Origin of the sequence: Kitasatospora sp. NPDC059803 (genome assembly GCF_042732255.1) — a bacterium.
In the GTDB taxonomy this organism is placed as follows: Bacteria; Actinomycetota; Actinomycetes; order Streptomycetales; family Streptomycetaceae; genus Kitasatospora.
In genome coordinates this window covers 12,687-35,362 of the sequence record NZ_JBHWIJ010000046.1, presented here as the reverse complement: position 1 = coordinate 35,362, position 22,676 = coordinate 12,687, and the positions used below count along the sequence as shown (strand labels likewise).

The following is a 22,676-nucleotide window of genomic DNA, read 5'->3' as shown; positions in this document are numbered from 1 at the left end:
GGCATGACTCGCGCCACGGGCCCGCCCCTCCTCACCGCTTCCTACTGGTGCCGCGCCCTGCGCTTACGGGCGACGAAGACCAGCGCACCGCCGGACGCCACCAGCACCGCGCCGCCGACGATCCCCAGCGGCACCAGGGCGTTGGCCCCGGTGTTGGGCAGCTGTCCCCCGGGCGGGGGCAGCGGGTTCACCGTCGACGGGCTCGGCGACTCCGTCGGCCCCGGCGGCGTGGTCGGCTCCGGCGCGCTCGGCGAACTCGACGGGCTCGGCGGGCTCGACGAGTTGGTCGGCGTCGGCGTCGGGGTCGGCGTCGGGGTGGGCAGCAGCTTGTTGACCGCCGTCACCGAGACACCGTCCGCGAGGTTGTCGGAGGTCAGCGCCAGCGGACCGAACACGGTGGTGTCCGGAGCCGCGTAGCCGTCGGGCGGGCTGAGCTCCTGCCAGTAGTACGTCCCCGGCACCCCGGCGCCCTGGCAGAGGCCGTCGGCGCCGGTCGTGCAGGGCCCGCCCACCGCCGTGTCGGGCTTGTCACCGCCGGTCTGCAACCCGTCGGTGCCGTTGGTGTCGTGCCACAGCTGGAACTTCGCCCCCGCCAGCGGTTTGCCGTCCTGGTCGTGCTTGACCAGGCGCAGCGCGCCCTCCTGCTGCCGGAACCCGAAGTCGAAGGTGTGGTCGTTCTCGCCCGGCCCGCCGGTGGTCAGCGCCCGTTCGGGGAACTTCGCGCCGGGCGGCACCAGGCCCTTGGAATCGATGAAGTGGTTGTCGCCGACGTCCGCGTCGGTGGGCACCCACTGGTAGAGCGGCCCGCCCTTGGCGTAGTCCGCCGGGTTGTCGAGCCGGATCGTGTACTTGGTCCTCGGCTTGAGGCCGCCGGTGACGTCGGAGTCGTCGAAGTAGTACTCGCCGCGCTTCGTCGTCTTCGTCGTGCCGACCAGCTTGCCCGACTCGTCGTAGAGGTGGACGGTCGCGCCCTCGACGGGGCGCTGGCCCGGGTTCTGGATGCCCTTGCGCTCGGGGTCGTACCAGACCCGGTTGCCGATCTGCAACGGAGCCTGGTCGCAGAGCACCTCCAAGTCGCCCATCGAGGCGCCCTTGCCGAACGGCGCGATCACCCCGGCCGGGTTGAGCCGGAAGCCGAACTGCGGGTCCTGCTGGCCGTTCGCCCGCTGGAGGAACGACGTGCCGTACCCGAGGGCGGTGTGGTTGGGGTCGAAGGCGGAGACGGCGACGGTGCTCTCGACCTTGGAGAGCGCCATGCCGGCGAACGCCGTGTTGCGGTGGCCGCCCCAGGTCGTGTCGAAGAACCGGGTGCCCCGGGGAGCGAGCCCGCAGCCGTTGTTGGTGTCCATCACGTACGTGCCGTTCGCCCGGCAGGCCTTGTTCAGGTCACCGCCGGACATGACGACGGCGACGGAGCCCGGCGCCGGGGAGCCCGGCGCGCGGTCGCCGAAGCGGTCGCGGAAGGCCAGCAGCATCGAGCCGTCGGTCTCGAACGTGATCTCGCCCAACTCGGGTTCGGGTTGGGCGATGGTGTAGTTGCCGCACGGCCGACCGTTCTGCGTGGTCGGGTAGGTGCTCGTCCACGGGAACCAGCTCGCACCGTCGCACGGGCCCGAGCCGACGGTGGACTGGCGCGGGTAGTCCAGCGGCTGGTCCAGCACCGGCTTGGCGAACACGCCGGTGGCGAGGTCGAAGGGCAGGACCACCGCGCGCAGGTCGGTGAGCTTGCCGGTGGACTCGCCGGAGCACACTCCGCCGAGGTAGCCGGTGCCGTCCTGGAGGCCGAGGCCGAACGGACGCCAGTCCCCCGCCGCCGGGCAGCCCGGGTCGGGGATCGGGTAGGAGGCCGTCGGGCTCCCGGCGGCCGCCACGGTGGCGTTGTAGCGGTAGAGCTTGCGGTCGTTGAGGTTGACGACGAACAGGTCCTTGCCGTCGTCGGTGATCTTGATGCCGCCGAGGCTCTCCTTGCCCGGTGTGTCGAGGAAGGCGTCGTCGGTGCCGCCGCCGTGGGCCGTCGAGCCCGCGTTCGGGACGGTGGTGAACAGCGTCGTCTTCTTCTGCGCGATGTCGGTGACGTAGATCGCCCCGGCACCGCCCGGACCGTAGTCGGTGGTGCGCTTGGCCACCGCCGAGGAGAACAGCCGCCGGTCGGCCTTGTTCCAGGCGATGCCGTACAGCGTGCCGGTATCGGCGTTGGTGGCGAGGTTCGTGGCGGTCACGCCCTCGCCGTCCTGGCCGCGCGCGCTGTACGGGAAGGAGACCAGCGTGCGCTGGGCCCCGCCCTCGCGGTCCATCGGCTGGCAGGCCGTGACCAGCGGGGCGTTCTTCTGGCAGTAGTCACCGGGGTTCCAGAGCCCGGTGGTGTACGCCACGTTCTTGCCGCCCGAGAGGTCGACGAACTCCTCGTTGCTGCTCAGCTGGGTCGGCGCGCCGTCCAGCCCCTGCCGGGAGGCGAACGCCGGGAACAGCACGCCCGGCTTCGGATTCACCACCTGCACCCGGTACTTGCCCCCGGACGGCTTGGCCGCCGCCGGGGCCAGGGTGACCGTCCCGTCGGCCGCCGTCACCCCCTCGATCGCCAGCCCGGCGTCATCCGTGAGCGTCACTTTCACGCCCGCGAGCCCTGGCTCCAGGGCCGGTGTCCACACTCCGCTGGTGTCCACCGCCCGGATCACCCGGACGGTCACCGTCCCGTCGCCGGGCTGTGGAAAGGCCGCCGGCGCCGTCACCAGCGCCGCAGCGGACAATCCCATCGTCAGCGCCGCGACCTGCGCGACGCACCTCGTTCGCTGCCTCGTTCTTCCCAATGTCCCGCTCTCATCATCGACGGGTTATCACACCCGGGCTGATCAGGAGTCATCAGCAGATCGGCAATCTTAGCTCTCCGCAAGGGAATTGACGAAACTTCATGTGCACGCGTGACAAGAGCGCCACACTCACTCCACCACCAGTTCGAATCCGGACCCGTTCGTCCGATACCGGCCGCCATGCTCGAAAACAGCACCTTCAGCCCGATTTCGTCCGAACAAGACGGTGGGGCGCGGGGACAGCCCAGGACGCAGGGACGGGGGTGCGGGAGCGGGCGGGGCGGGGCGAGGCGGGCCGGGGCGAGGCGGGCCGGGGCGAGGCGGGCCGGGGCAGCGGCCGGAGCACGCCGGCGCGCGACCCTGTCGGACCGGGCGGGTAGCGTGGCAGACGTGCCCCAGGTGTCCCGAGTCCCCCTACCCGACCTCGTCCGACTGCGGCGGGCCCGCGACCGGATGGACCGCGACTACGCCCAGCCACTGGACGTGTCGGCGCTGGCACACACCGCGCTGATGTCGCCGGGCCACTTCTCCCGCAGCTTCCGCGCCGCCTTCGGCGAGACCCCGTACGGCTACCTCATGACCCGCCGGATCGAGCGGGCCAAGGCGCTGCTGCGACGCGGCGACCTGAGCGTGACGGAGGTCTGCATGGCGGTCGGCTGCACCTCGCTGGGCTCGTTCAGCTCGCGGTTCACCCAGCTGGTCGGCGAGACCCCCAGCGCGTACCGGGCCCGGGACCACGACCACGCCGCCGCCCTCCCGGCCTGCGTCGCCAAGGTCCACACCCGGCCGGCCAGGGGCGGGGAGGCGGGCGACCCCACCGGCCCGCAGCCCGGCTCCGACCGGGCTCGGCAGTAGCCCCGGACCCTAGGGCGAGTCAGACACGCCTCAGGGCGTGTCCTCCGGATCCGGCTCCGGGGGCAGGCCCACCTCCTCGCGGTCCTCCTCCGTGCGCTCGTCGAGCTCCTCCTCGTCGGGCCGCCGGGGCAGACCGCGCCCGTGCCCGGTGTCCGGGTCGCCTTCGACGTCCTTGTTGGACTTGTGGTGCGACATGGCGCCTCCTCGCCCCCGATTCCGCCGGTACCTTCCCACTCAAACGCGCGCCCCGGGCACCCGCAAGCCGGGGCCGCGATCACGGGGCGCCCCGCCCGGCGCCTCGGGGAACGCCGCCGACTCGAACTGCGCCCGCTGGTCGGCGTCCAGCCGCAGCACGTCCACGAGCAGCCGCACCGTCTCCCGTCGGGGCCGCAGCGCCCCGCCCCGCTCCAGATTGCGCACCGCGCGAACACTCAGCGTGGCGAGGTCGGCCAGTTGCTGCTGGGTCAGGCCCCGGTGCTTCCGGTGTCCGTGCAGCATGTCGCCAAATCGCATCTTTCCCGACCTTTCCCTGTCCGCGTCAGCCGGCTGCTCTAGCCTTCGTAACGCGACCGGAGAACCGTCGGGTTCAACGGCCGAGCGGTGTGAAGTCCGGCTTCGGCCACCGCCCTTGACTTCCTGTCACCATCGATCGTGGGAACCCGTCGGTCCGCCGCCTCGCCCGCGTCCGGGCAGCCCCCGACCGTCGCCCCCCCCGTCACGGCTCCGCCCGCTCCGGTGCGCGTTGCAGGCGGAACGCGTCCGCGAGGACCGCCTGGGCCAGCACCCGGGCCGGGCCGCGCGCCGTGGTGCGCCCCGTGGTGAGGGCGAACTCGGTGGTACCGAGATTGGGCAGGCCCGGCTGGTCGGGCAGCACCCGCAGGCCCGACGGGATCAGGCTGCGGGCGTGCGGCACCACCCCGAGGCCGGCCAGCGCGGCGGCCCGGACCCCGGAGAGGCTGGTGCTGGTGCAGGCGATCCGCCAGGGCCGCCCGTCGCGCTCGCAGACCTCCAGGGCGCGGACCCGGGTGAAGCTGGGCGGCGGGTAGACGATCAGCGGCAGCGGCTCGGCCGGGTCCGTCCGGAAGTCCTCCGCCGCGATCCACACCAGCTTGTCCTGCCAGACCAGTTGGCCCTGCGAGCCACCGCCGGGCGGGCGTTTGCCGAGCACCAGGTCGAGCCGTCCGTCGGCCAGTTGCTCGTAGAGCACGGCGCTGAGGCCGACGGTGAGTTCGAGGTCGACCTGGGGGTTGCTCCGCCGGAAGCTCCGCAGGATCTGCGGCAGCTCGGTGTGGACGAAGTCCTCCGAGGCGCCGAACCGCACCCGCCCGCGCACCTGCGTCTGCGCGAAGTAGCCGAGCGCCTGCTCGTGCGCCTCCAGGATCGTCCGGGCGAAGCCGAGCATGGCCTCGCCCTCGCTGGTGAGCTGCACGGAGTGGGTGTCGCGCAGGAAGAGCTGCCGGTCGGCGGCCGTCTCCAGCCGCCGTACGTGCTGGCTGACCGTCGACTGCCGCAGCCCCAGCCGCTGGGCGGCCCGGGTGAAGCCGCCGGTCTGGGCCACCGCGAGGAAGGACCTCAACTGCACCGGATCGAACACCTGGCCATTCTATCCGCTGATATCACGGATCATGATGACAGTGAGTGCCGCCAGCGGGATTCACAATCACCCCGGCGGGCGGCAGGCTGAGGCCATCCCACCCGAACCGCCACCGCGGAGAACCATGCCTCGCCCGAACCGTCCGCCCCGCTCCCACCTGCCCCGACGCCCCGCCCGCCTCCGGGTCGACCCGTTCATCGCCGCCCTGCTGGGCACCGTGGCAGTGGCCGCCCTGCTCCCCGCCCGCGGCGCCGCCGCACCGGCCTTCTCCGACGCCGCCACCGGCGCGGTCGCCGTCCTGTTCTTCCTCTACGGCGCCCGGCTCTCCGCCCGCGAGGCCTGGGAGGGGCTCAAGCAGTGGCGGCTGCACGGCACCGTGCTCGCGGTCACCTTCGGCCTCTTCCCGCTGCTCGGGGTGGCCGCCCACCTGCTGGTGCCGGCGGTGCTGTCGCCGCAGCTCTACCAGGGCCTGCTGTTCCTGACCCTGCTGCCCTCCACCGTGCAGTCCTCGATCGCCTTCACCTCCATCGCCCGCGGCAACACGGCCGCGGCCGTCTGCAGCGCGACCTTCTCCAGCCTCTTCGGCATCGTCCTGACCCCGCTGCTCGCCGCCGTGCTCCTGCACACCAAGGGCGGCGTCTCGCCGGGCACCGTGCTGGAGATCGCCGAGCAACTCCTCCTCCCCTTCGCCGCCGGCCAGGTGCTGCGCCGCTGGATCGCCGCCTGGATGGCCCGCCACCGCGCCGTCCTCGGCCTGGTCGACCGCGGCTCGATCCTGCTGGTCGTCTACAGCGCCTTCAGCGCCGCCGTGGTGGGCGGGGTGTGGGGCGCCCTCTCCCTGCCCCGGCTGGCGGCCCTGCTGGGGGCGGAGGCGGCGCTGCTGGCGCTGGTCCTGACCACGACGCTGCTGGTCGGCCGCCGGCTCGGGTTCGGCCGGGCCGACCTGATCGCGATCGTCTTCTGCGGCTCCAAGAAGAGCCTGGCCAGCGGCGTCCCGATGGCCACCGTCCTCTTCCCGGGCCCGGCGGCCGGGCTGATGGTGCTGCCGCTGATGCTCTTCCACCAACTGCAACTGATGGTCTGCGCCGTCCTGGCCCGCCGCTGGGGCGCGCAGGCCGAGAGCGCCGGGGCCACGGCGCAGCCGGCGGCCGCACCGGCCCTCGACCACGCGGCCTGACGGGCTCCGCGCGCCCTCAGAGGCCGACGACGTCGACGGCCTGCGGGCCCTTGCGGCCCTGCTCGATCTGGAACTCGACCCGCTGCCCCTCCTCCAGGGTCCGGTACCCGACCCCGACGATGGACGAGTAGTGGACGAAGAGGTCCGGGCCGGGGACGTCCGGCACGATGAACCCGAACCCCTTGTCGGCGTTGAACCACTTCACCGTGCCGAAGTTGATCAAGGCGCGCCGGCCCTCCGCCGCCCTGCCCTCCGCCGCCCTGCCCTCCACTGCCCGGTCCTCCACCGCCCGCCCGGCCACCGCCTGCCCCGTGTCCGCCCGCCCGGTGTCTGCCCACGCCGGGGCGCAGACCGCCGCCAGGGCGCCGAGGGCGACGGCCGACGCGCACACCATGGCCGCCACGCGGCCGCGCACAAGGACGAGAGGGGACATCACAAGCCTCCTGGCGGGAAAAGGACCGGGCCGTTCAGCAGGGGCACGCGCGACTGATCGCGTACTCACGGTGTCCGCCGATGCCCCGTCCCGCAAGCCCGGACGACCGACCGGGCGGTCTTCCGTCCCAGCCGCCCACGGGCCCGCGAGGCCGGGCCCCGGTTCTGGACCATTCGAGGCCCATCGGCGGGGTTCCCGGGATGGCGACGGCCGGGATCCGGCGCGCCGTGTCACCGTCACCCTTCGGCGTCGCCCTTCGACGCCCTTCGGCCCGCCTCGCCCCGCGTGCGGGCCGCACCCCTCCGGTCCGACGAAAGAAAGGGAACCCACGTGTCCGTACGCCGAAGCGTTGTGACCGTGTCCGCCGTCCTCGCCGCACTGTCCACCGGCGTGACCCCGGCCGCCGACGCCGCCCCGACGGCCGCCGCGGAAATCCTGAACTGCACCGTGAACGCCGCCGTCAACTTCAGCCCGCCGCTCTCGGCCGGCCCAGAGGCCACCACCGTGGCGATCGGCGGGACGGCGAGCAGGTGCAAGGACTCGCTGGACGGCCCGACGGCCGTGACGGGCGGCACCGTCACCGCGACGCTCAGGTTCGACGCGATCAGCTGCAGCCCGGCGACGCCGCCGGCACTGGCACCGGGCTCCTCGGCGACCTTCACCTGGAACCTGCAGGACGGCACGCAGGCGAGCAGCACCGTCACCGACATCGCCATCGTCGAGGTCGACGGGTCCGGGAGCCTCACCGGCACCGTCACCGCCTCCTCCACCCGCCTGGCCGGGCAGAAACTGACCGCACTCGTGGACGTCACCAGCGACCAGCCGCTCGTGGACAACTGCGTCGACGTCCTACTCGGAACCGGCCGGCCCATCGCCGACTCGACCCTGACCGCCGACCTCTCCTTCAGCTGACACCAGACCGTCCCGATGCGCGCCGGGCCCACCCCGCAAGTGGCGGGCCCGGCGCGCATTGACGCAACCACGGTACGGCGGCATGGGGTGGATCGCGTCGCCGAGCAGGCCGACCCGGCGCACGCCCCGGGGGCACGAAGGTCCTGCGCGCTCCACGGGGCCGGTACGCGCACCAGTGAGCGTCGTTCACGCCGATGGCGGCGGCCACCGCCCGGGCAGGAGCTCCTCCGGGCGCGACCGATCGGCGCCCTCCCGTGAGCCGGTCGGCGCGAGCACGTCCCCACGTGCGGAGGAATCGTGACCAGGTGCTGCATCGTCCAACTGCCCTTCCCGTCCACCCGCGACCCCGATGACCGGCTGTCCGCCTACTACCAGGACTACGACCGCCGCTTCCGCGCATTCCTCCCGGAGTACTTCATCCCGTCCGACGGGCTCTGGGAGATTCCGCTCTGGGTCGCGCACCTGACCGCCCTGCTGGACAGCACCGCGATCGACTCCTGCTTCGTCGACCTGTCCCGCACCCCTGCCGACAGCGAGGCCTGCGGCGCTCCGATCCTGGCGGCGACGGCACCCGGCGATCTCGTCCTGTTCTCGCCGCTGGCCCAGAACTTCCGGCTCGCCCTGGACCTCGCGGGCGAGCTGGAACGCGCCGGGCGGCGCGTCGTCCTGGGCGGGAACATGGCCCCGCTGGCGCCCGAGGGCTCCGTGCACGCCGTGCACCGCGGGCAGCTCGACACCGGTTTCGCGGCCGTCCTGGTCGAGTTGGCCTCGGGGCGGGGCGGCCGCACGGAGAAGCGGGCCGCCCTCGGGCTGGTGCCCGAGCCCATCACCTGGGCACCGGACTACCGCCATCTGGACGGTTACAGCGGCAAGGTGCCGATGCTGCGGCTCAACGCCAGCCACGGCTGCCTGTACAAGTGCGCCTTCTGCGGGGACGCCTGGAGCAAGCAGCTCACCCTGGTGGGGAGCAGCGCCCTCCGCGCCGAAGTGGACCAGCTCGCCGACCGCTTCCCGGACACCCGGCTCGTCTACGTCGGCGACAAGACCTTCGGGCAGTCCCGGGAGGCGGTCCGCAACCTGCTGGAGGTGTTCCGCGACCGCCCCGACTACAAGTTCATCGTGCAGACCCACGTCCTCCAGGTGAAGGAGTGGGTCATCGAGGCGATGCTCGAACTCGGCGTCGTGGCAGTCGAGCTGGGCTTCGAGTCGGCCGACTCCCAGATGCTCAAACGGCTCGGCAAGCTGTCCCGCGGACTCGACGACTACAGCGAACGGATCCACGCGCTGAGCGACGCCGGCCTGAAGGTGGTCCTCAACATGATGGGCGGACTGGACGAGGAGACCGAGGAGTCCCACGCGCAGACCGTCCGGTGGCTGGAGGCGAACCGCCGGGCCCTGTGGCTCTTCAACCTCTACAACTTCGTCCCCTACCCGCTCACCCCCGACTTCCAGCGCCTGCGCGAGCGCATCTTCACCTGGGACTTCGCGCAGTGGCGGGAGGACGCCCCGGTGGTCTACCGGCCCAGCCACCTGACTCCGGAGCGCAGCTGGGAGCTCTTCCAGGAGAAGATCGCCGCCGCCCACCGCATCGTCCGCGCCCCCGTACCGGCCCACCCCAAGCACTCCACCAACTCCCCAAGGGAGACCGCATGAACCAGCCCCCCACCCAGCCCCCGTACCAGCTGCCCCACCAACCCCTCAGCCAACTCCCCTCCCAACTCCCCGACTTCGAGGCGCTCCACCGCAGCGTCAAACCCGAGGAGTTCGAGACCGACCCGCTGCCCGGGTGGGCCGGCCTCGCCACCCTGTTCGGTGCCCCCGCCGCGGACCGGGCGCAGGTCGACGTCGGCGAGGACGGCTGGGTGGCGGCCGGTGTCCCGTACGACGCGACCGCCAGCTCCCGCCCGGGCGCGGCCGAAGGGCCGCGCGCGATCCGGCAGGCGAGCCTGGTGTTCTCCAGCTACCTCACCAGCCTGGGCCAGTGGAAGATGCTGGACACCCGCAGCGGCCGGACGTTCCGCTACCGCGCCCCGCGCGTGGCCGACGCGGGCGACCTGCACATCTACCCGACCGACACCATCCGCACCTTCCAGGCGGTCGCCGCCGGGAGCCGGCGGCTGAGCGGATCGGCGCCGCGCCTGGTCTTCCTCAACGGGGACCACTCGACCACCTTCCCCACCTTCGCGGGCTTCCGCGCCGGCCGGCTGGACCGGGGCGCGCGGCGGGTGGGATTCATCAACATCGACCACCACTTCGACTTCGGGAACTGGAGCACCCTGCACGGGCCGCTCTACCACGGGTCGAACTCCCGCCGGATCAGCGAGCTCCCGGGGATGCACCCCGAGGACATCGCCTTCGTGGGCGTCGGCGACGTGACCAGGTACGACCAGTTCCGCGGCCTGCTCGACCGGGGCTTCCACGTGGTGCCCGGATCGCAGATCCTGCGCCAGGGCGCGGCCGCGGCCCTGCGCCCGCTCGTCGAGCAGCTCGGCGAGCGCTGCGACACCGTGTACGTGTCGCTCGACATCGACGTCCTCGACAGCGCCGTGGCGACCGGCACCGGCCACGTGACCATGGGCGGCATCGACACCGGCCACCTCCTGGACGTCTACGAGGAGTTGCGCGCCCTGCCCGTGGAGGCCGTGGACATCGCGGAGGTGGCCCCCCGCTACGACCCCTCCGGCAGCACCGCGCAGCTCGCCGCCCGGCTGCTGTTCGAGTTCCTCTTCCGCAGCGAGAGCGCCGCACCCGACCTGGCCCCCTGGACCGACCTTCGCCAGGAGCCGTGATCCGTCCCGTCCCCTTTCAGGGCCTGGTCACGGCATCGAGTAGCGCCCGGTGTCCACCCGCCGCCCCAACGCCAGGTACCCCGCCGCGGCCACCGTGCCGAGGACCGCGCAGCATCCCCAGAGGGCGCCCCGGCCGGCGTGGTCCAGCAGCAGCCCGCCGGCGACCGGCCCGAGGAAGGAGGCCGCCGACCAGGCCAGCGAGTTGACCCCCTGGTAGCGCCCGCGGGTGCTCGTCGCCGAGAGCTCGCTCACCAGGCTCATGCTCGTGGGTGCCTGAATCATCTCGCCGAGCGTCCAGACCCCCACGGTGGCGGCGTAGTAGAGGGCGGAGGAGCCCGCGAACGCGGTGAGGCCGAAGCCCGACCCGGTGAGCAGCGCGCTGACCAGCAGCAGCATCCCCCGGTGCTGGCCCTTCGTCAGGCGGGTCACCGGGATCTGCAACAGGACGATCAGCAGACCGTTGATCCCGATCACCACTCCGTACTGCGTGCTGGTCAGCCCGGCCTTGCCCATGTCCACGGCGAGCGTCGTGTTGCCCTGCTGGAGCATCAGCCCGAAGGCGAAGGTCAGCCCGACCAGCGCCATGAAGCGCCGGTCCCGGAAGACCGTGCCCAGCCCGGCGCTCGGCCCTCTCCCCGCTCCTTCCCCCACCCCTTCCCCCGGCCCTTCCCCCGGCCCGGCGGCATCCTGCTGCGGCTCGACGGGCCGGGTCTCCGGGACCCTGACGAAGACCACCACGGCGCAGAGCAGCGTGGACAGGGCGTCCACGAGGAAGAGCACCCGGTAGTCGTGGGCGGCGACCAGCCCGGCCAGCGCGGCCGATACGCCGAACCCGATGTTGATCGCCCAGTAGTTCAGCGCGAAGGCACGGGCCCGGTCGGCGGCCGGCACCAGGTCCGCGATGATCGCGGACGTCGCCGGACGGGAGGCGTAACTGCTCAGACCGACCAGGAACGCCGTCGAGGCGATCGCCAACTGCCCGTCGGCGAAACCCAGGGCCGCCGTGGTGAGCGCGGTGAGCAGCTGGGCGGCCAGCAGGGTGGGCCGCCGGCCGATCCGGTCCGCCAACACACCGCCGACCAGCGCGGCGATCGCCGAGCCGAGGCCGATGAGCGAGGCGACCACCCCCGCGTACGAGGCCGAATAGCCACGGTCCGCGGTGAGGTAGAGCGCCAGGAACGTGACCACACCGCCGAGCCGGTTGACCAGGGTCGCAGCCCAGAGCCACCAGAAGGCACCCGGGAGCCCGCCGAGCGACTCGGCGACCGAACGGTGGAACCGGACGATCGGACCGGCAGGGGCAGAAGCGGTCATGGGGCGGCTCCCGAGCGACGAACGCCCGTCAGACGGTGGCGACACCCGCCGGAACAACCACGCACCGAGACGGGGGCCCAGGCGGCCAGGCCACCCGAACCGGCCCCATCCTGCCCTGCCCGAGCCACCCCCGCACGTCTCGGCGAGTCGCTCGATTCCCGCCCGCCCCCACCGACCCGAACGTCGCAGCGCCCCGCCCGCCCCGGGGACTACTCCGCGCCGGGCGCCGCGTGATGGATCTCGGTGATCCTCGCAGCCGCGTCGAACCCGAGGACCGGGTCGGGGCGGTCGGAGAGCAGGCTCTCGTACAGCGGCCGGTAATGGGCCACCTTCCGGGCCGTCCGACCGTCCGTCCCGAAGGCGGCGAGCAGGTCGCCGTCCCGGGCTGCGAAGCCGGTCATGGAGGTGTGGTCGATCCACACCTCCACACCCGCCCGGCCGAGGACCAGGCTGCTCTCCTTGCTGCTGGAGCCCGTGAGCCAGCTGCTGCGCAGACGTGCGGTGCCCGACTCGCCCCGGGACCGGTACTCGGCGGTGCACCACGCGCTGGCGCCGCCGTCCAGCTGCCGGGCGGAGGTGAGCGCCGTGAGGTCGACCAGGCGGGTGAGCATGCTGAGCTGGTTCACCCCGGAGTCCATCCAGCTGGAGCCGTAGGACTCGTAGGCACCGGCGCCCTTGAGGACGTAGGGGTCGTAGAACGCGGAGGTGACGGCCGTGACGGGCCCCCACTCGGGGTGCTCGGCGAGCAGTTCCGCCGCCCAGCCGACCTCCGGCGAGAAGGCGAAGTGGTGCGCGGTGAACAACCGGCCCCGCACGTCGACCGCTTCGTCCAGCGCGCGAAGCCGCCCGAGCGAGGCGAGGTCGTGGACGAGGGGTTTCTCGACCAGCACCTTGGCCGTGGAGAGCCGGAGAGCCTGGGCCGCCAGCTCCGCGTGCGTGTGCGTGGGAGTGGCGAGCACGAGCAGATCGGGTCGGTGCTCCGCGAGCGCGTCGTCCAGGCCGGCGTAGTGACGCGGGGTGGTTCCACGGAACGAGGGCGGTTCCGGCCGGTTCGGATCGACCGTGAACTCGACCAGCACATCGTCCCGTTCGGCCAGGACCGCGAGATGGGTCTGCGCGATGGTGCCGACGCCGACAAGGCCGACGCTTACGAGGTCAGTCATCAGACTCTGCTTTCTCCGGACGACTCGGCCCAGGTGCGGGGGCCGGGGAGCGTCATCGACGTGTCACCACCGCTGCCCAGCGGCCCAACGACGCGACGGGGCCGTCCACCCAGCCGACGGCGGGCAGGTGCTCCGCGGCGGCGAGGGAGCCGTCGATCCAGGAGGTCGCGATGGGAACCCAGTAGGTGTTGCCGCCGGACGTACGGGTGCGCGCATCGAGCTCGGATCGCGTGCGACGAGCACCCTCGTGGTCACCGGCGAGCACGCCGAGGAGGATATCGGCCACGTCCGCCAGGTTGTGGCCGCCCCGGTAGGCGATCCCGTCCGCAAGGTGCCGGGTGTCTCCCACCGCGGACCGGGCAGCGCCGACGTCGCCGGCCATGGCGTGGGCCACCGCCTCGGCGGACCGGAGCTTGACCAGTTCGACGGGGTTGGGCACCAGGTCGAGCAGTTCCCGGGCTCGGCCCGCCGCGTCCGCGACGGCTGCCGTGTCCCCGGACCAGCAGGCGGTCTGCGCCAGGTTGGCGAGTGCCTTCGCCTCTGCGGCGGCCAGTCCCTCGCGCCTCGCCAGGTCGATCGCCTCGTGGTAGACGGAAGTCGCTTCCTCGAAGCGGGCGTTGACCCGCCAGATGTGCCCGGTCAGCCGGAGCCGTTCGCCTTCGTCCTCCGGGCCACGGACCGGCTGTTCGTGCAGGGAGGCGAGAGCGGCCGCGAACCGCCCGTTGAGGTAGTCGAAGTCGCTGAGCCAGTAGCGGGCGGCCGCGTCGAACTCGCCCCCCACCAAGCCCCGGTAGATCTCCGCGGCCTGCGTGTAGTCGCCGTGGTTGCGCAGGGCGTGGGCGAGGTGGATGCGGACCAGCTGTGCCGTCCGGCCACCGTGCCGCACGCCTCCGGCCGCGCCGCCGAGCACCTCGATCGCCTCCTCGACGCGGCCGGTCCGGCGGAGCTGGACTCCTCGGATGGCGGCCCGGATCGCCCGGTACTCGGGGAGGCCCACCGGGCCGCCGGTAAGACCGGCGCCGAGCTCCGACCACTGGCCGGCCTCGACGAGTCGCTGGGTGGCCAGCGTCATCCAGTCGTCGAAGACATCGTGCTCGGCAGAGAGTTTGAGCCCGGTTTCGAGGGCTTGCGCCGTCGCCACCCGCCCGCCGGAGGGGCCCAGGCGTTCGCCCAGCCAGCTCAGCAGCCGGGCGGCGACCTCACTGCGGTCGCGATCCGACCAGCCGTCCGGAAGCGTCCGGTCCGCCTCGCCGATGGCCTGCCGCAACGCCACGTGCAACGCGTACGGGAACGCATAGGCGTCGTCGTGTGTCAGGAACGGTCGGCGAAGGAAGCGTGCCACGCTCCCGTCGGAGACTCCGGGTTGACCGGCGCGCAGCAGCTCTGCGCCCACCCGGTCGGTGAGCGCCGCTGTTCGGACCAGGTCGCGTTCCTCCCGGGGGAGGTCCCTGATCGACCGGGTCGCGACGGCTGTGAACGAGCCGCCGAAGTCCGCCACGGAGGGTTGCCCGCCGCGTGCCAGCAAGGCGGCGCAGTGGGAGACCGACAGGTCCAGGTACAGGGGAAGCCCCTGGCCGCCGGAGATGACGCGTTCCCGGATCTCCGCCGACATCGCGGGCTCACCGCCCCGGACGAGGGCCTCACGGAGATAGCTGTCCGCGTCGGAGTCCGACAGGTACCCCACGAGGTGCTGCCGTGGTTCGGCCGTGTCGTTGCTGAAGTGCAGCTGGGGCCAGCACTCCGGGCCGGTGAAATCCAGCTCGCCGCCCGCGCCCGAGTCGGCCCAGTCGATCCGGTTCCGGCCGGTGATGACGAACAGCACGTTCGGCATCAGATAGGCGCAGCGCTGGACGAACCGTTCCACTGCGCGGTCGGCCTGGCCGTTGATCACCTCGAAGGTGTCGAGGAAGACGCACACCCGGGGCCGCCGGCCCGCCCGACCGCCCCGGGGTTGCCGTTCCAAGTCCCAGGCCAGCAGGTACGGGAAGTACGAGAGCGTCTCGTAGTCGGCGTCCGCCTCGACCAGTTCGGCGAACAGGTCGCAGTCGGCCAGCAGCCGGCCCTCCCGCACCCGGTCCCGGACGGCGCGGTACGTGACGAGCGCGGCCCGGTGGGCCAGTCCGGTCAGACCTCCCAGACCACCCGGGTCGACCTGCTTCACGGCCTCCGCGATCTGGTCACCCAGCGCGATGCTCCGCGAGGCGCGCCGCAGCGCCGGCGAGGCGTCCAGGAACTCCTGCAAGGCCTCGCCGGGGTGAGCGCGAGCCCAGTAGGAGGCCAGTGCCAGGTCGAAGGCCGGCCAACGGCTCCCCAACTGCCCCAGGGCGGCCCTCAGACGCAGCAACAGGCTCTCGATGTCGCCGGCGCCCTCCTCCGAGAGATCGATCCGCACGGTCACCACGTCGTCGCGCTCCTTCTCCCACGCTTCGGCGAGGAGGCGGCGCTCCAACTCGTGGGAGAGCGTCGTCTTGCCTATGCCACCCACGCCGTAGAAGGTCAGCACATTGCGGCGGCCCTGCCCGCGGTCCACGACCGGCGAGACCTCGGCCTCGTCCAGCATCCGGTGGAGCTCGTCGACCGACCGGGCGAACGCGGCCACTTCGTCGACCCGGTTGGTGAAGACCTGCTGAGCCGTGACGGTGGACGAAAGGCCGCTCATGAATGCAGCCCTCAGGTTCACCCGTGCCATGCGGCCTCCTGGCGTGCGTCGAGCCCCGGTCGGTTCGGCGGCATCTCCCGTAGCAGGATGCCGTGCTGAAATCTTGTCAGTGATTGATGCGGCGCCACAATCTCGCCCATGGGGTTTTCAGGCGGCCGACCCCGTGCGCTCCTCGGCCACGACGATGGGGCGCGGCGGGGCCTCGGGTAGGCTCCCCGAGCATGTCTCAACCTGCGTGGCGTGCCGCATCCGCCGACTGGTCGATCCGCCGGGGTACGGCGTCGAAGGGTTACGGCACGTCAAGGAGCCTGATACCGGCGCCGGATGCCGTACGCAGCGGACTGCATCGTGGCGCCCGCACCCTCGGAATGGGACCGTCCGATTCTGGCAGGAGTGCCTTCCCCGGGTGTGCAGCCCGATGACCATGCTGACCACGCTGACCGTGGAGGAGATCGTCACGCCGCCGTTGCGGCTCGCGGGCGGGCTGCGCCGGCCCGCCTCGGGGCAGGGCGCGGCGCGCATGACGCACCTGGGCGCGTGGTGATCCGCCGCATCCGGAGGCTGGTCCGCCTCGTGGTGCCGGAGCGCAGGGACCTGTCGCTGGCGTGGAGCACGATCAAGGGGCGCAGGGGCGGCTTCGTCGGCTCCTTCGTCGCGATCGCCGCGGGCTCGGCGGTGATCACCGCCTGCGGGATCCTGCTGATGTCGGGGCTCAGCACCGGGGTGGCCCCCGAGCGCTACTCGGGCGCGGCGGTGGTCCTCGGCGCGGAGCAGTCGTACTGGCTGGACGAGAGCTCCGAGGTCCGCTACAGCGAGCGCGTGACGCTGCCCGCCGACAAGGTCGCCGCCGTCGCCGCCGTGCCCGGTGTCCGGTCCGCCGTCGGCGATGTCGGCGTCGAGGTCGGCGTGCTGGCCCCGGACGGCCGCGCGGTGGGCGGCCCGGGCGGCTTCCCCGTGGTCGGGCACGGCTGGTCCGCCGCGGTGCTCGGGCCGTTCGCGGTGCGTGCGGGCAGCGCGCCCGCCGGGCCCGACGAGGTCGTACTCGACGCCGGCCTCGCCGCGCGCGCCCACGTGTCGCCCGGCGCGACGGTGCGGCTCGTGGTCGGCTCGGTCGCGTCGTCGTACCGCGTGGTGGGCGTCGCCGCGCCGGAGGGGGGCGGGTTGGGCCGCCAGTCCGCGGTGTTCTTCACCGACGGCCGGGCGGCCGAGCTGTCCGGCCGCCCGGACCGGGTGGACGCGATCGGTGTGCGGGCCGGACCCGACGTCACCCCGGAGCAACTGGCCGGCAGGATCACGGCCGCCGTGCCGGGCCTGGTGGCGCACACCGGCGCGGGGCGCGGCGATGTGGAGTTCTTGGACGTGGGCGACGCCCGCAGCCTGGTGGTCGAGACGTCGGCGTCGTTCGGCGGCACCATGGTGCTGATCGTGGTGTTCGTGGTGGCGAGCACCCTCGCACTGTCGGTGCAGCAGCGCAGGCGCGAACTGGCCCTGCTGCGCGCCATCGGCGCGACGCCCCGGCAGATCCACCGGATGATCGGCGCCGAGATGACCCTGGTGTCGTTGGCGGGCGCCCTGGTCGGCGCGGTCCCCGGCGTCGTCGTCGCGTTCGTGATGCGCGGCGCGTTCGTCCTCGCGGGCGCGATGCCCGCGGACTTCCGGTTGGACGTGGGGTGGCTGCCCTTCGTCGCCTCGCTGGCGCTGTGCATGACCAGCGCCCGGCTCGGCGGCTGGCTGGTCGCGCGCCGGGTGTCCGGGACCAGCCCGGTCGAGGCGCTCGGGGACGCCGCCGTCGAGCCCGGGAGGATCGGCCGGGTCCGGCTGGCCGTCGGTTTCCTGCTGATCCCGCTCGGGCTGTTGCTGGCCTCGGGCCGGGTGGCGGTGTCGGGCGACTCTGCCGCCGACACCGCGGCGAGCGCGGTCCTGTTGTTCGTCGTGGCGCTGGGCTGTGTCGGCCCGCTGCTGGTCAGAGGCGCCGTCGTGCTGTTCGGCTCGCGACTGAACCGGCAGTCCACGGCCCCCGGTTTCCTCGCCCAGGCCAACGCGCGGGCCCATGCGCGGCGGCTCGGTTCGGCCGTCACCCCGCTGGCCATGGGTGTGACCTTGGCCGCCGTGCAGGTGTTCGGCGCCTCCACGACGATCGCGGCGTCGCGGGACCAACTCGACGCCGGCCTGCGGGCCGACCACGTGCTGACCTCGTCGTCCGGCGCCGGGGTGTCCCCGGAGGTCGTGGACGCCGTGCGCGGCGTGCCCGGCGCCGCCGTGGCGACGCCGGTGGCACGGATGCAGGTGCTGCTGACGTTCCCGTCCGAGGACAGCACCGCGACCAAGGTCTTCGCCGCCCAGGGCGTCGCGCCCGAACGGCTCTCCGAGACCATGGACCTCCGGGTGGTCGACGGCGACACCGCGGAACTGCGCGGCGAGACGGTGGCGTTGAGCCGGGTCGTCGCGGACACCGTCCATGCGCGGCGCGGTGGGACGATCGACCTGCGGCTCGGTGACGGCACGGCGATCAGGCCGCGGGTGGTGGCGGTCTACGAGCGGGGCCTGGGCTTCGGGGACGTCACCCTGCCCAACGACCTCGTCGTCGCGCACACCACCGCGCGGGTCGACACCGCCGTGCTGGTCAGGTCCGCGGACGGGACCGACCCGAAGGCGCTCGCCGACGCGCTGCGCGGCGCCGTCGGGCGCTACCCGACGGTCCAGGTGGGCGGCCAGGAGGCGTTCAAGGGCGCGCCCGGGGGCGGCGGTTCGGGTGACTGGGCGCTCAACCTCCTGTTCCAGACCGTGCTGTTGGGCTACATCGCCATCGCCGTGGTGAACACCCTGGTGATGGCGACGGCGGCGCGGGTGCGCGAGTTCGCGATGCTGCGACTCATCGGCGCCAACCGGGCCCAGGTCCGCGCGATGATGAACGGCGAAGCCAGGATCGTGGTCTTCTCGGCGCTGCTGTTCGGTCTGTTGGCGACGATCCCGCCGCTGGTCGGCATCAGCCTCGGGCTGACGAGGTCACCCGTTCCGAGCGTCTCCCCCGTCGGCCTCGTCGCGATCGTGGCGGCCACCGTCGCGCTCTCCTGGGGTTCGATCGCGATGGCCACCCGGTCCGCCCTGCGGCTGGCGCCGGTCGACGCGATCGGCGGGCGCGAGTGAGCCGCCCGGGCCCCGGAATGCCGATGTACGGGCTTGAACATCCGGGCTTCGAAGCTGCCGGACTGGGAGCTGCCGGACTGGGAGCACGGCTCAGGGGCGGATGGCGACGGCCCCGTAGCAGGAGGCCGCCGCGTCGGTGATGTGCTCGGTGTCGTCCGCAGGCGCCGGGTGCCAGCGCGGAGTGGCGGCGACGCCCGGCTCCATGAGGTTCCACCCGGTGAAGAACTGCGCGAACTCGTCGCGGGTGCAGGCGGCGACGGGGGTTCCTGCGGCGGTGTAGACCTGGATGAGCCGAGCGGTCTCCTCGGCGGCGAAGTCCTGCGTGAAGTGGCTGATCACCAGCGCGGAACCGTTGGGCAGTTGTGCCTTGAGGCCTTCGGTGATCCGCTGGGCCTCGAACGGCACGAAGTGCAGCAGGGCGTTCATGCTGAGCGCTATCGGCTGGGTGAAGTCCAGGATCGCCCGGGCCGAGTCCAACAGGTCTGCGGGCTCACGCACATCGGCCTGCACGTAGGCGGTGACGCCCTGTTCGGTGCCGTGCAGAAGCGCCTTGGCGTGGAGGAGCACGATCGGGTCGTTGTCGGCGTAGACGACCTTGGCGTCCGGTGCGACCGACTGCGCGACCTCGTGCAGGTTCGGCGAGGTGGGGATCCCGGTGCCGATGTCGAGGAACTGCCGGATGCCGGCCTCGGCGAGCAGGTGCGTCGACCGGCGCATGAAGGCGCGGTTGGCGCGCGCGGCGGAGCGGGCGTAGGGGAAGACCGCCAGGGCCCGGCCGGCGGCCTCACGGTCGGCGGGGAAGTTCGTCGTGCCGCCGAGGTAGTAGTCGTACATCCGCGCGGAGTGCGCCAGGTGTATGTCGAGGTTGACCTCTACGTCGTCGGTCCCGGCGGTGCCGTCCGTCATGCGTTCCCCCTGATGCATCATCGACTCGCCCTGTGCAGGACAGGACCGATCCGCGCCCGCGCCACCGTGGCGAGCGGTGGCGAACCCTGGCGCGGCCCCTTCCACTATGCCCACACGCCCGAGCGGCCAATCAAGGGCCGCTTCCGGTGACGACGCGACCGTGCAGCAGGACGACCGAATCAGAGCATGTAGTGACCCACTCTGACCATGTTCGAGCACGGTATCTCCATCATCCGCCGCGCCTTGTGTCTGATCTCGAAACACCTTGCTGCGGCTTAACATCTCGGCATCCAATCCGCCTTAATGTTCCTACCAGGGAAGCGAGTTCCCGCTGTGACCGCCGTACGGCCATGGGGTTCCACCACGGTCGGCGGCCCGCACCGGACGGCAGCCGACAGGCGTGCCGCAGGGGAGGAATGGGACGTGACCGAGAGCGACTGGGTGGTCGGAGGCCGGGACCGCCTGACGTTCGACGCGTTCTGCGACACGCACGAGGGGGCGTGGAGCGGGTTCGCCCGCGCGCGCCTTCGCGACGACGACGCCGCACACAGAGCGGTGGAGATCGCGAAGGTCCGCGTGTGGAAGGAGTGGCCGCGCATCCTGCGCGAGCAGATCCCGCCGTTCCACGCCTGGACGATCCTCAAGGAGGAGATCGGCGCCGCCTTGGCGGAACTGATGATGAACGGCGAGCCGCTGCCCACCCAGGCGAGCGTCCCCGGGTGGGTCTACGCGGTGCGGATCGCCGCCGAGCGGGCGCAGCACCTGATGGAGACCGAGGGCAGCCACGAGCAACTGTACGTCGCGATCCGGAGGTTGTCCGAACGGCGGCACGACGTGATCGTGCTGCGGTACCTGCTCGACCTGCCGGACGAGCAGATCGCCGACTGCCTGGGGACGACCGAGGCCAACGTCCGTTCGACCGCGAGCCAGGCCCTCGACCGCCTGGCCGCGGCGCTCGGCGGCCGACGCGGGGAGAGCCGGTGAGCACCGAACACGACCGGGCCCTGCACCCGAACATGGCCGGCATCCACGTGCCCACCCGGGCCCCGCGGCCGCAGCCGGGGGGTACGGGCGTCTCCTGGGAGCGGCTGCTGACCGCCCCGAGTCCGCTGTCCTCCGAGCACAGGCAGGCGGCCCACGAACTCGACCTCGCCGCGTCCCTGGTCCTCTCGATGCCGTCCGCCGCGGCATCCCTGGGCCTCCTCGTCAACGGCGCGCAGATCCACCCCGAGGGCGCCCTCGTCCTCGGCGCGCTGCTGTACGTCGCGGGCCATCGCGACGGCGCCCAGTTCTGGTGGCAGTTCGCGGCCGGCGGCGGTTCCTACACCTCCGCATCGTTCCTGAGCCTGCTGCACCGCAGCCTCGGGGAGTTCCTGGACGCGGAAGTCTGGCGCCAACAGGCCGAAGCGCTGGCCACCAAACCCCGCCCGCCACAGCGCGTCCTGAGCACTCCTCACGCCCTGCTGCCGACCCAGGTGCTCACCGACATCCTCGCCCGGTGCCACTACGGCCTCGACGTGAAACTGCCCCCCCGCCTCGCGGCCGTGATCCACCAACTCCCCGTCGCCGGCGACGACCCCGAGTACGGCGAACTCCCCCAGGTGAGCAGCACCCTCGTCCGCGACCTCACCGACGAACGCTAGCGACCGCACGAACCCCGTCTCCCCCAGGGGCCGGCGGGAAAAGGCCCCGGCCGACACGGCACGAGCAGTGCCGGCCACGGCGCCCAGACCGGACCCGGCGGCCGTTGAACCGGATCGACGCAGGACGCCGACGGGGTGCTCGACGAGGCACCCGGGCACCTCGTCGAGCACCTGGCCGATCCGGTCGAGGTGCCGATCGCGGACGACATCACCAGGCCTCGGTACCGATCTTGATGCAGCCCTCCTCAAGGGCCTCCGCCACTGGTTCTCGCACAGGGTTCACCCGGCCCACTGCCTCCTGAGTCGAAGATGTTCGGCTACCGCTGCGACCTCCGCAGCATGACGGCGGGGCGCTGTGGGTGCGGGGGCTGCCGGGGAAGGGGATCCTGGTCCAGTGTTCGGCCGCCGTGCCGGTGGAGGTGGCGTCCGGCGTGGCCCGTAATGCGTCGGCAGCCCCTTCGGCGGGTGGCGAGTGGGCCGGGGTGAGGACGAGCAGGAGGGCATCGGGGGCTTCGACGAGGCTGAGCCATCCCTCTTCGCGCTCGAAGCCGTGCGGGTCGAAGCCGTGCAGCAGGTCCTCGACGGCTTCGTCGAGCGCCTGTGCGGTGACGGGCGTGCGCCAGTGGGCGACGGTCGCCCGGGCGAAGTCGCGGGCCGCCGTGGCGGCGTCCGGGGTGCCGGGCAGGCGTCGGGCCGCCGCCCTGGGCACCCCCAGTCCCAGGGCCAGGTCGCGGTCGAAGCGCGGGTGGGCGTGGTCCTGGGGCCCGATCACGGGTGTCCTCCGGTGCTGGGGTGCGGCGGGTGTCTGCGCAACGTTTCCCGCCCGTCACGGGCCGCAACCGCCCCGGGGGTGGTACGGCGAGGCCCGAAAAACGACACCCGTTTGGAGGACACCGCGTTCGAATCGGCTGCCGCTAGCATTCCCGAGCCGGGCATTTGCAATTGCAAATGGGATTGCAAACGGCCTCGGCCGTCCGCATGTCCGTGCGATGGGAAGGGGAAGAATCGAATGACTGTCGAAATGCCGGAGAACGGGGTCCGCGCCGATTCGCTGGACGTGGAATGGGTGAAGAGCCCGAGCAGTCGCGAGGTGGGGAACTGCATCGAAGTCGGACCGCTGCCGGACGGCGCCGTCGCCTTCCGCAACTCCCGCGACAAGGAAGGGCCCGCCCTGGTCTTCAACCGCGGCGAGGCCGAGGCCTTCGCCTGGGCCATGGAGAACAGGGCTTTCGATCACGTGTTCCACCGCTGATCGGCCCGATTCCGTGGGATCTATA

The 22,676-nt window shown here is 72.4% G+C and carries 20 protein-coding genes; 10 read left to right on the top strand and 10 right to left on the bottom strand.

Translation table 11 applies throughout. From position 1 onward, the window contains the following. Positions 1 to 41: 41 nt before the first annotated feature. Positions 42 to 2,753, bottom strand: coding sequence for an SdrD B-like domain-containing protein (locus tag ACFV6I_RS10810; RefSeq protein ID WP_380424457.1), 2,712 nt, complete (start codon positions 2,751 to 2,753; stop codon positions 42 to 44). Positions 2,754 to 3,260: 507 nt separating this feature from the next. Between ACFV6I_RS10810 and ACFV6I_RS10805 the strand changes: the two genes are divergently transcribed. Next, positions 3,261 to 3,662, top strand: a complete 402-nt coding sequence (locus ACFV6I_RS10805) for a helix-turn-helix transcriptional regulator (protein WP_380424469.1) — start codon at positions 3,261 to 3,263, stop codon at positions 3,660 to 3,662. Positions 3,663 to 3,692: 30 nt separating this feature from the next. Here the strand turns inward: ACFV6I_RS10805 and ACFV6I_RS10800 are convergent, their stop codons facing one another. From ACFV6I_RS10800 to ACFV6I_RS10790, 3 genes are all read right to left on the bottom strand, one after another. After that, a complete protein-coding gene (locus ACFV6I_RS10800; RefSeq protein ID WP_167745848.1) occupies positions 3,693 to 3,857 on the bottom strand; it encodes a hypothetical protein in 165 nt (54 codons plus the stop codon). A 39-nt stretch (positions 3,858 to 3,896) separates the two neighbouring features. Next, positions 3,897 to 4,175 carry a helix-turn-helix domain-containing protein gene (locus tag ACFV6I_RS10795; protein WP_079136201.1) on the bottom strand — a complete coding sequence of 93 codons (279 nt, stop codon included), beginning with the start codon at positions 4,173 to 4,175 and terminating at the stop codon, positions 3,897 to 3,899. A 202-nt stretch (positions 4,176 to 4,377) separates the two neighbouring features. Continuing rightward, the gene (locus ACFV6I_RS10790) at positions 4,378 to 5,256 is read right to left on the bottom strand and encodes a LysR substrate-binding domain-containing protein (RefSeq protein ID WP_063346601.1); all 879 of its coding nucleotides are present in this window, start codon (positions 5,254 to 5,256) and stop codon (positions 4,378 to 4,380) included. 124 nt (positions 5,257 to 5,380) lie between these two features. On the opposite strand from ACFV6I_RS10790, the gene ACFV6I_RS10785 reads away from it, so the two are divergent. Beyond that, a complete protein-coding gene (locus tag ACFV6I_RS10785) occupies positions 5,381 to 6,433 on the top strand; it encodes a bile acid:sodium symporter family protein (RefSeq protein ID WP_380424455.1) in 1,053 nt (350 codons plus the stop codon). Between the two features lie 16 nt (positions 6,434 to 6,449). Here the strand turns inward: ACFV6I_RS10785 and ACFV6I_RS10780 are convergent, their stop codons facing one another. Then, positions 6,450 to 6,653 (bottom strand): cold-shock protein, encoded by a 204-nt coding sequence (locus tag ACFV6I_RS10780; protein WP_380424467.1) that lies wholly within the window; start codon positions 6,651 to 6,653, stop codon positions 6,450 to 6,452. A gap of 564 nt (positions 6,654 to 7,217) precedes the next feature. Here ACFV6I_RS10780 and ACFV6I_RS10775 point away from each other — a divergent pair. The 3 genes from ACFV6I_RS10775 (at position 7,218) to ACFV6I_RS10765 (ending at position 10,567) form a co-directional block, all read left to right on the top strand. After that, positions 7,218 to 7,778 carry a hypothetical protein gene (locus tag ACFV6I_RS10775; protein ID WP_380424453.1) on the top strand — a complete coding sequence of 187 codons (561 nt, stop codon included), beginning with the start codon at positions 7,218 to 7,220 and terminating at the stop codon, positions 7,776 to 7,778. A 297-nt stretch (positions 7,779 to 8,075) separates the two neighbouring features. Further along, on the top strand, positions 8,076 to 9,431 hold the full coding sequence (locus ACFV6I_RS10770) for a B12-binding domain-containing radical SAM protein (RefSeq protein ID WP_380424451.1): 1,356 nt from the start codon (positions 8,076 to 8,078) through the stop codon (positions 9,429 to 9,431). Beyond that, complete coding sequence (locus ACFV6I_RS10765; RefSeq protein WP_380424449.1) at positions 9,428 to 10,567, top strand: arginase family protein; 1,140 nt, start codon at positions 9,428 to 9,430, stop codon at positions 10,565 to 10,567. The genes ACFV6I_RS10770 and ACFV6I_RS10765 overlap by 4 nt, the downstream gene beginning before the upstream one ends. Positions 10,568 to 10,594: 27 nt before the next feature. Here the strand turns inward: ACFV6I_RS10765 and ACFV6I_RS10760 are convergent, their stop codons facing one another. From ACFV6I_RS10760 to ACFV6I_RS10750, 3 genes are all read right to left on the bottom strand, one after another. Then, positions 10,595 to 11,881, bottom strand: a complete 1,287-nt coding sequence (locus ACFV6I_RS10760) for an MDR family MFS transporter (protein ID WP_380424447.1) — start codon at positions 11,879 to 11,881, stop codon at positions 10,595 to 10,597. Positions 11,882 to 12,090: 209 nt separating this feature from the next. After that, the gene (locus tag ACFV6I_RS10755) at positions 12,091 to 13,044 is read right to left on the bottom strand and encodes a Gfo/Idh/MocA family oxidoreductase (protein WP_363378255.1); all 954 of its coding nucleotides are present in this window, start codon (positions 13,042 to 13,044) and stop codon (positions 12,091 to 12,093) included. A 52-nt stretch (positions 13,045 to 13,096) separates the two neighbouring features. Next, positions 13,097 to 15,703 (bottom strand): tetratricopeptide repeat protein, encoded by a 2,607-nt coding sequence (locus tag ACFV6I_RS10750; RefSeq protein ID WP_380424445.1) that lies wholly within the window; start codon positions 15,701 to 15,703, stop codon positions 13,097 to 13,099. A gap of 418 nt (positions 15,704 to 16,121) precedes the next feature. Between ACFV6I_RS10750 and ACFV6I_RS10745 the strand changes: the two genes are divergently transcribed. Together ACFV6I_RS10745 and ACFV6I_RS10740 are read left to right on the top strand one after the other, a co-directional pair. Next, on the top strand, positions 16,122 to 16,247 hold the full coding sequence (locus tag ACFV6I_RS10745) for a hypothetical protein (protein WP_380424443.1): 126 nt from the start codon (positions 16,122 to 16,124) through the stop codon (positions 16,245 to 16,247). Further along, positions 16,241 to 18,850 carry an ABC transporter permease gene (locus ACFV6I_RS10740; RefSeq protein WP_380424441.1) on the top strand — a complete coding sequence of 870 codons (2,610 nt, stop codon included), beginning with the start codon at positions 16,241 to 16,243 and terminating at the stop codon, positions 18,848 to 18,850. Before ACFV6I_RS10745 ends, ACFV6I_RS10740 begins: the two co-directional genes overlap by 7 nt. 90 nt (positions 18,851 to 18,940) lie before the next feature. Here ACFV6I_RS10740 and ACFV6I_RS10735 read toward each other — a convergent pair whose 3' ends face one another. After that, positions 18,941 to 19,756 (bottom strand): SAM-dependent methyltransferase, encoded by an 816-nt coding sequence (locus ACFV6I_RS10735; RefSeq protein ID WP_063346609.1) that lies wholly within the window; start codon positions 19,754 to 19,756, stop codon positions 18,941 to 18,943. A gap of 423 nt (positions 19,757 to 20,179) precedes the next feature. On the opposite strand from ACFV6I_RS10735, the gene ACFV6I_RS10730 reads away from it, so the two are divergent. Further along, the gene (locus ACFV6I_RS10730) at positions 20,180 to 20,740 is read left to right on the top strand and encodes an RNA polymerase sigma factor (protein WP_063346610.1); all 561 of its coding nucleotides are present in this window, start codon (positions 20,180 to 20,182) and stop codon (positions 20,738 to 20,740) included. Then, positions 20,737 to 21,399, top strand: a complete 663-nt coding sequence (locus tag ACFV6I_RS10725) for a hypothetical protein (RefSeq protein WP_244293293.1) — start codon at positions 20,737 to 20,739, stop codon at positions 21,397 to 21,399. Before ACFV6I_RS10730 ends, ACFV6I_RS10725 begins: the two co-directional genes overlap by 4 nt. Before the next feature lie 208 nt (positions 21,400 to 21,607). Here ACFV6I_RS10725 and ACFV6I_RS10720 read toward each other — a convergent pair whose 3' ends face one another. Beyond that, positions 21,608 to 22,171 (bottom strand): hypothetical protein, encoded by a 564-nt coding sequence (locus ACFV6I_RS10720; RefSeq protein WP_380424439.1) that lies wholly within the window; start codon positions 22,169 to 22,171, stop codon positions 21,608 to 21,610. A gap of 237 nt (positions 22,172 to 22,408) precedes the next feature. Between ACFV6I_RS10720 and ACFV6I_RS10715 the strand changes: the two genes are divergently transcribed. Beyond that, entirely contained in the window at positions 22,409 to 22,651 is a 243-nt protein-coding gene (locus tag ACFV6I_RS10715) for a DUF397 domain-containing protein (protein WP_380424437.1), read from the top strand. The last annotated feature ends 25 nt before the right edge of the window (positions 22,652 to 22,676 follow it).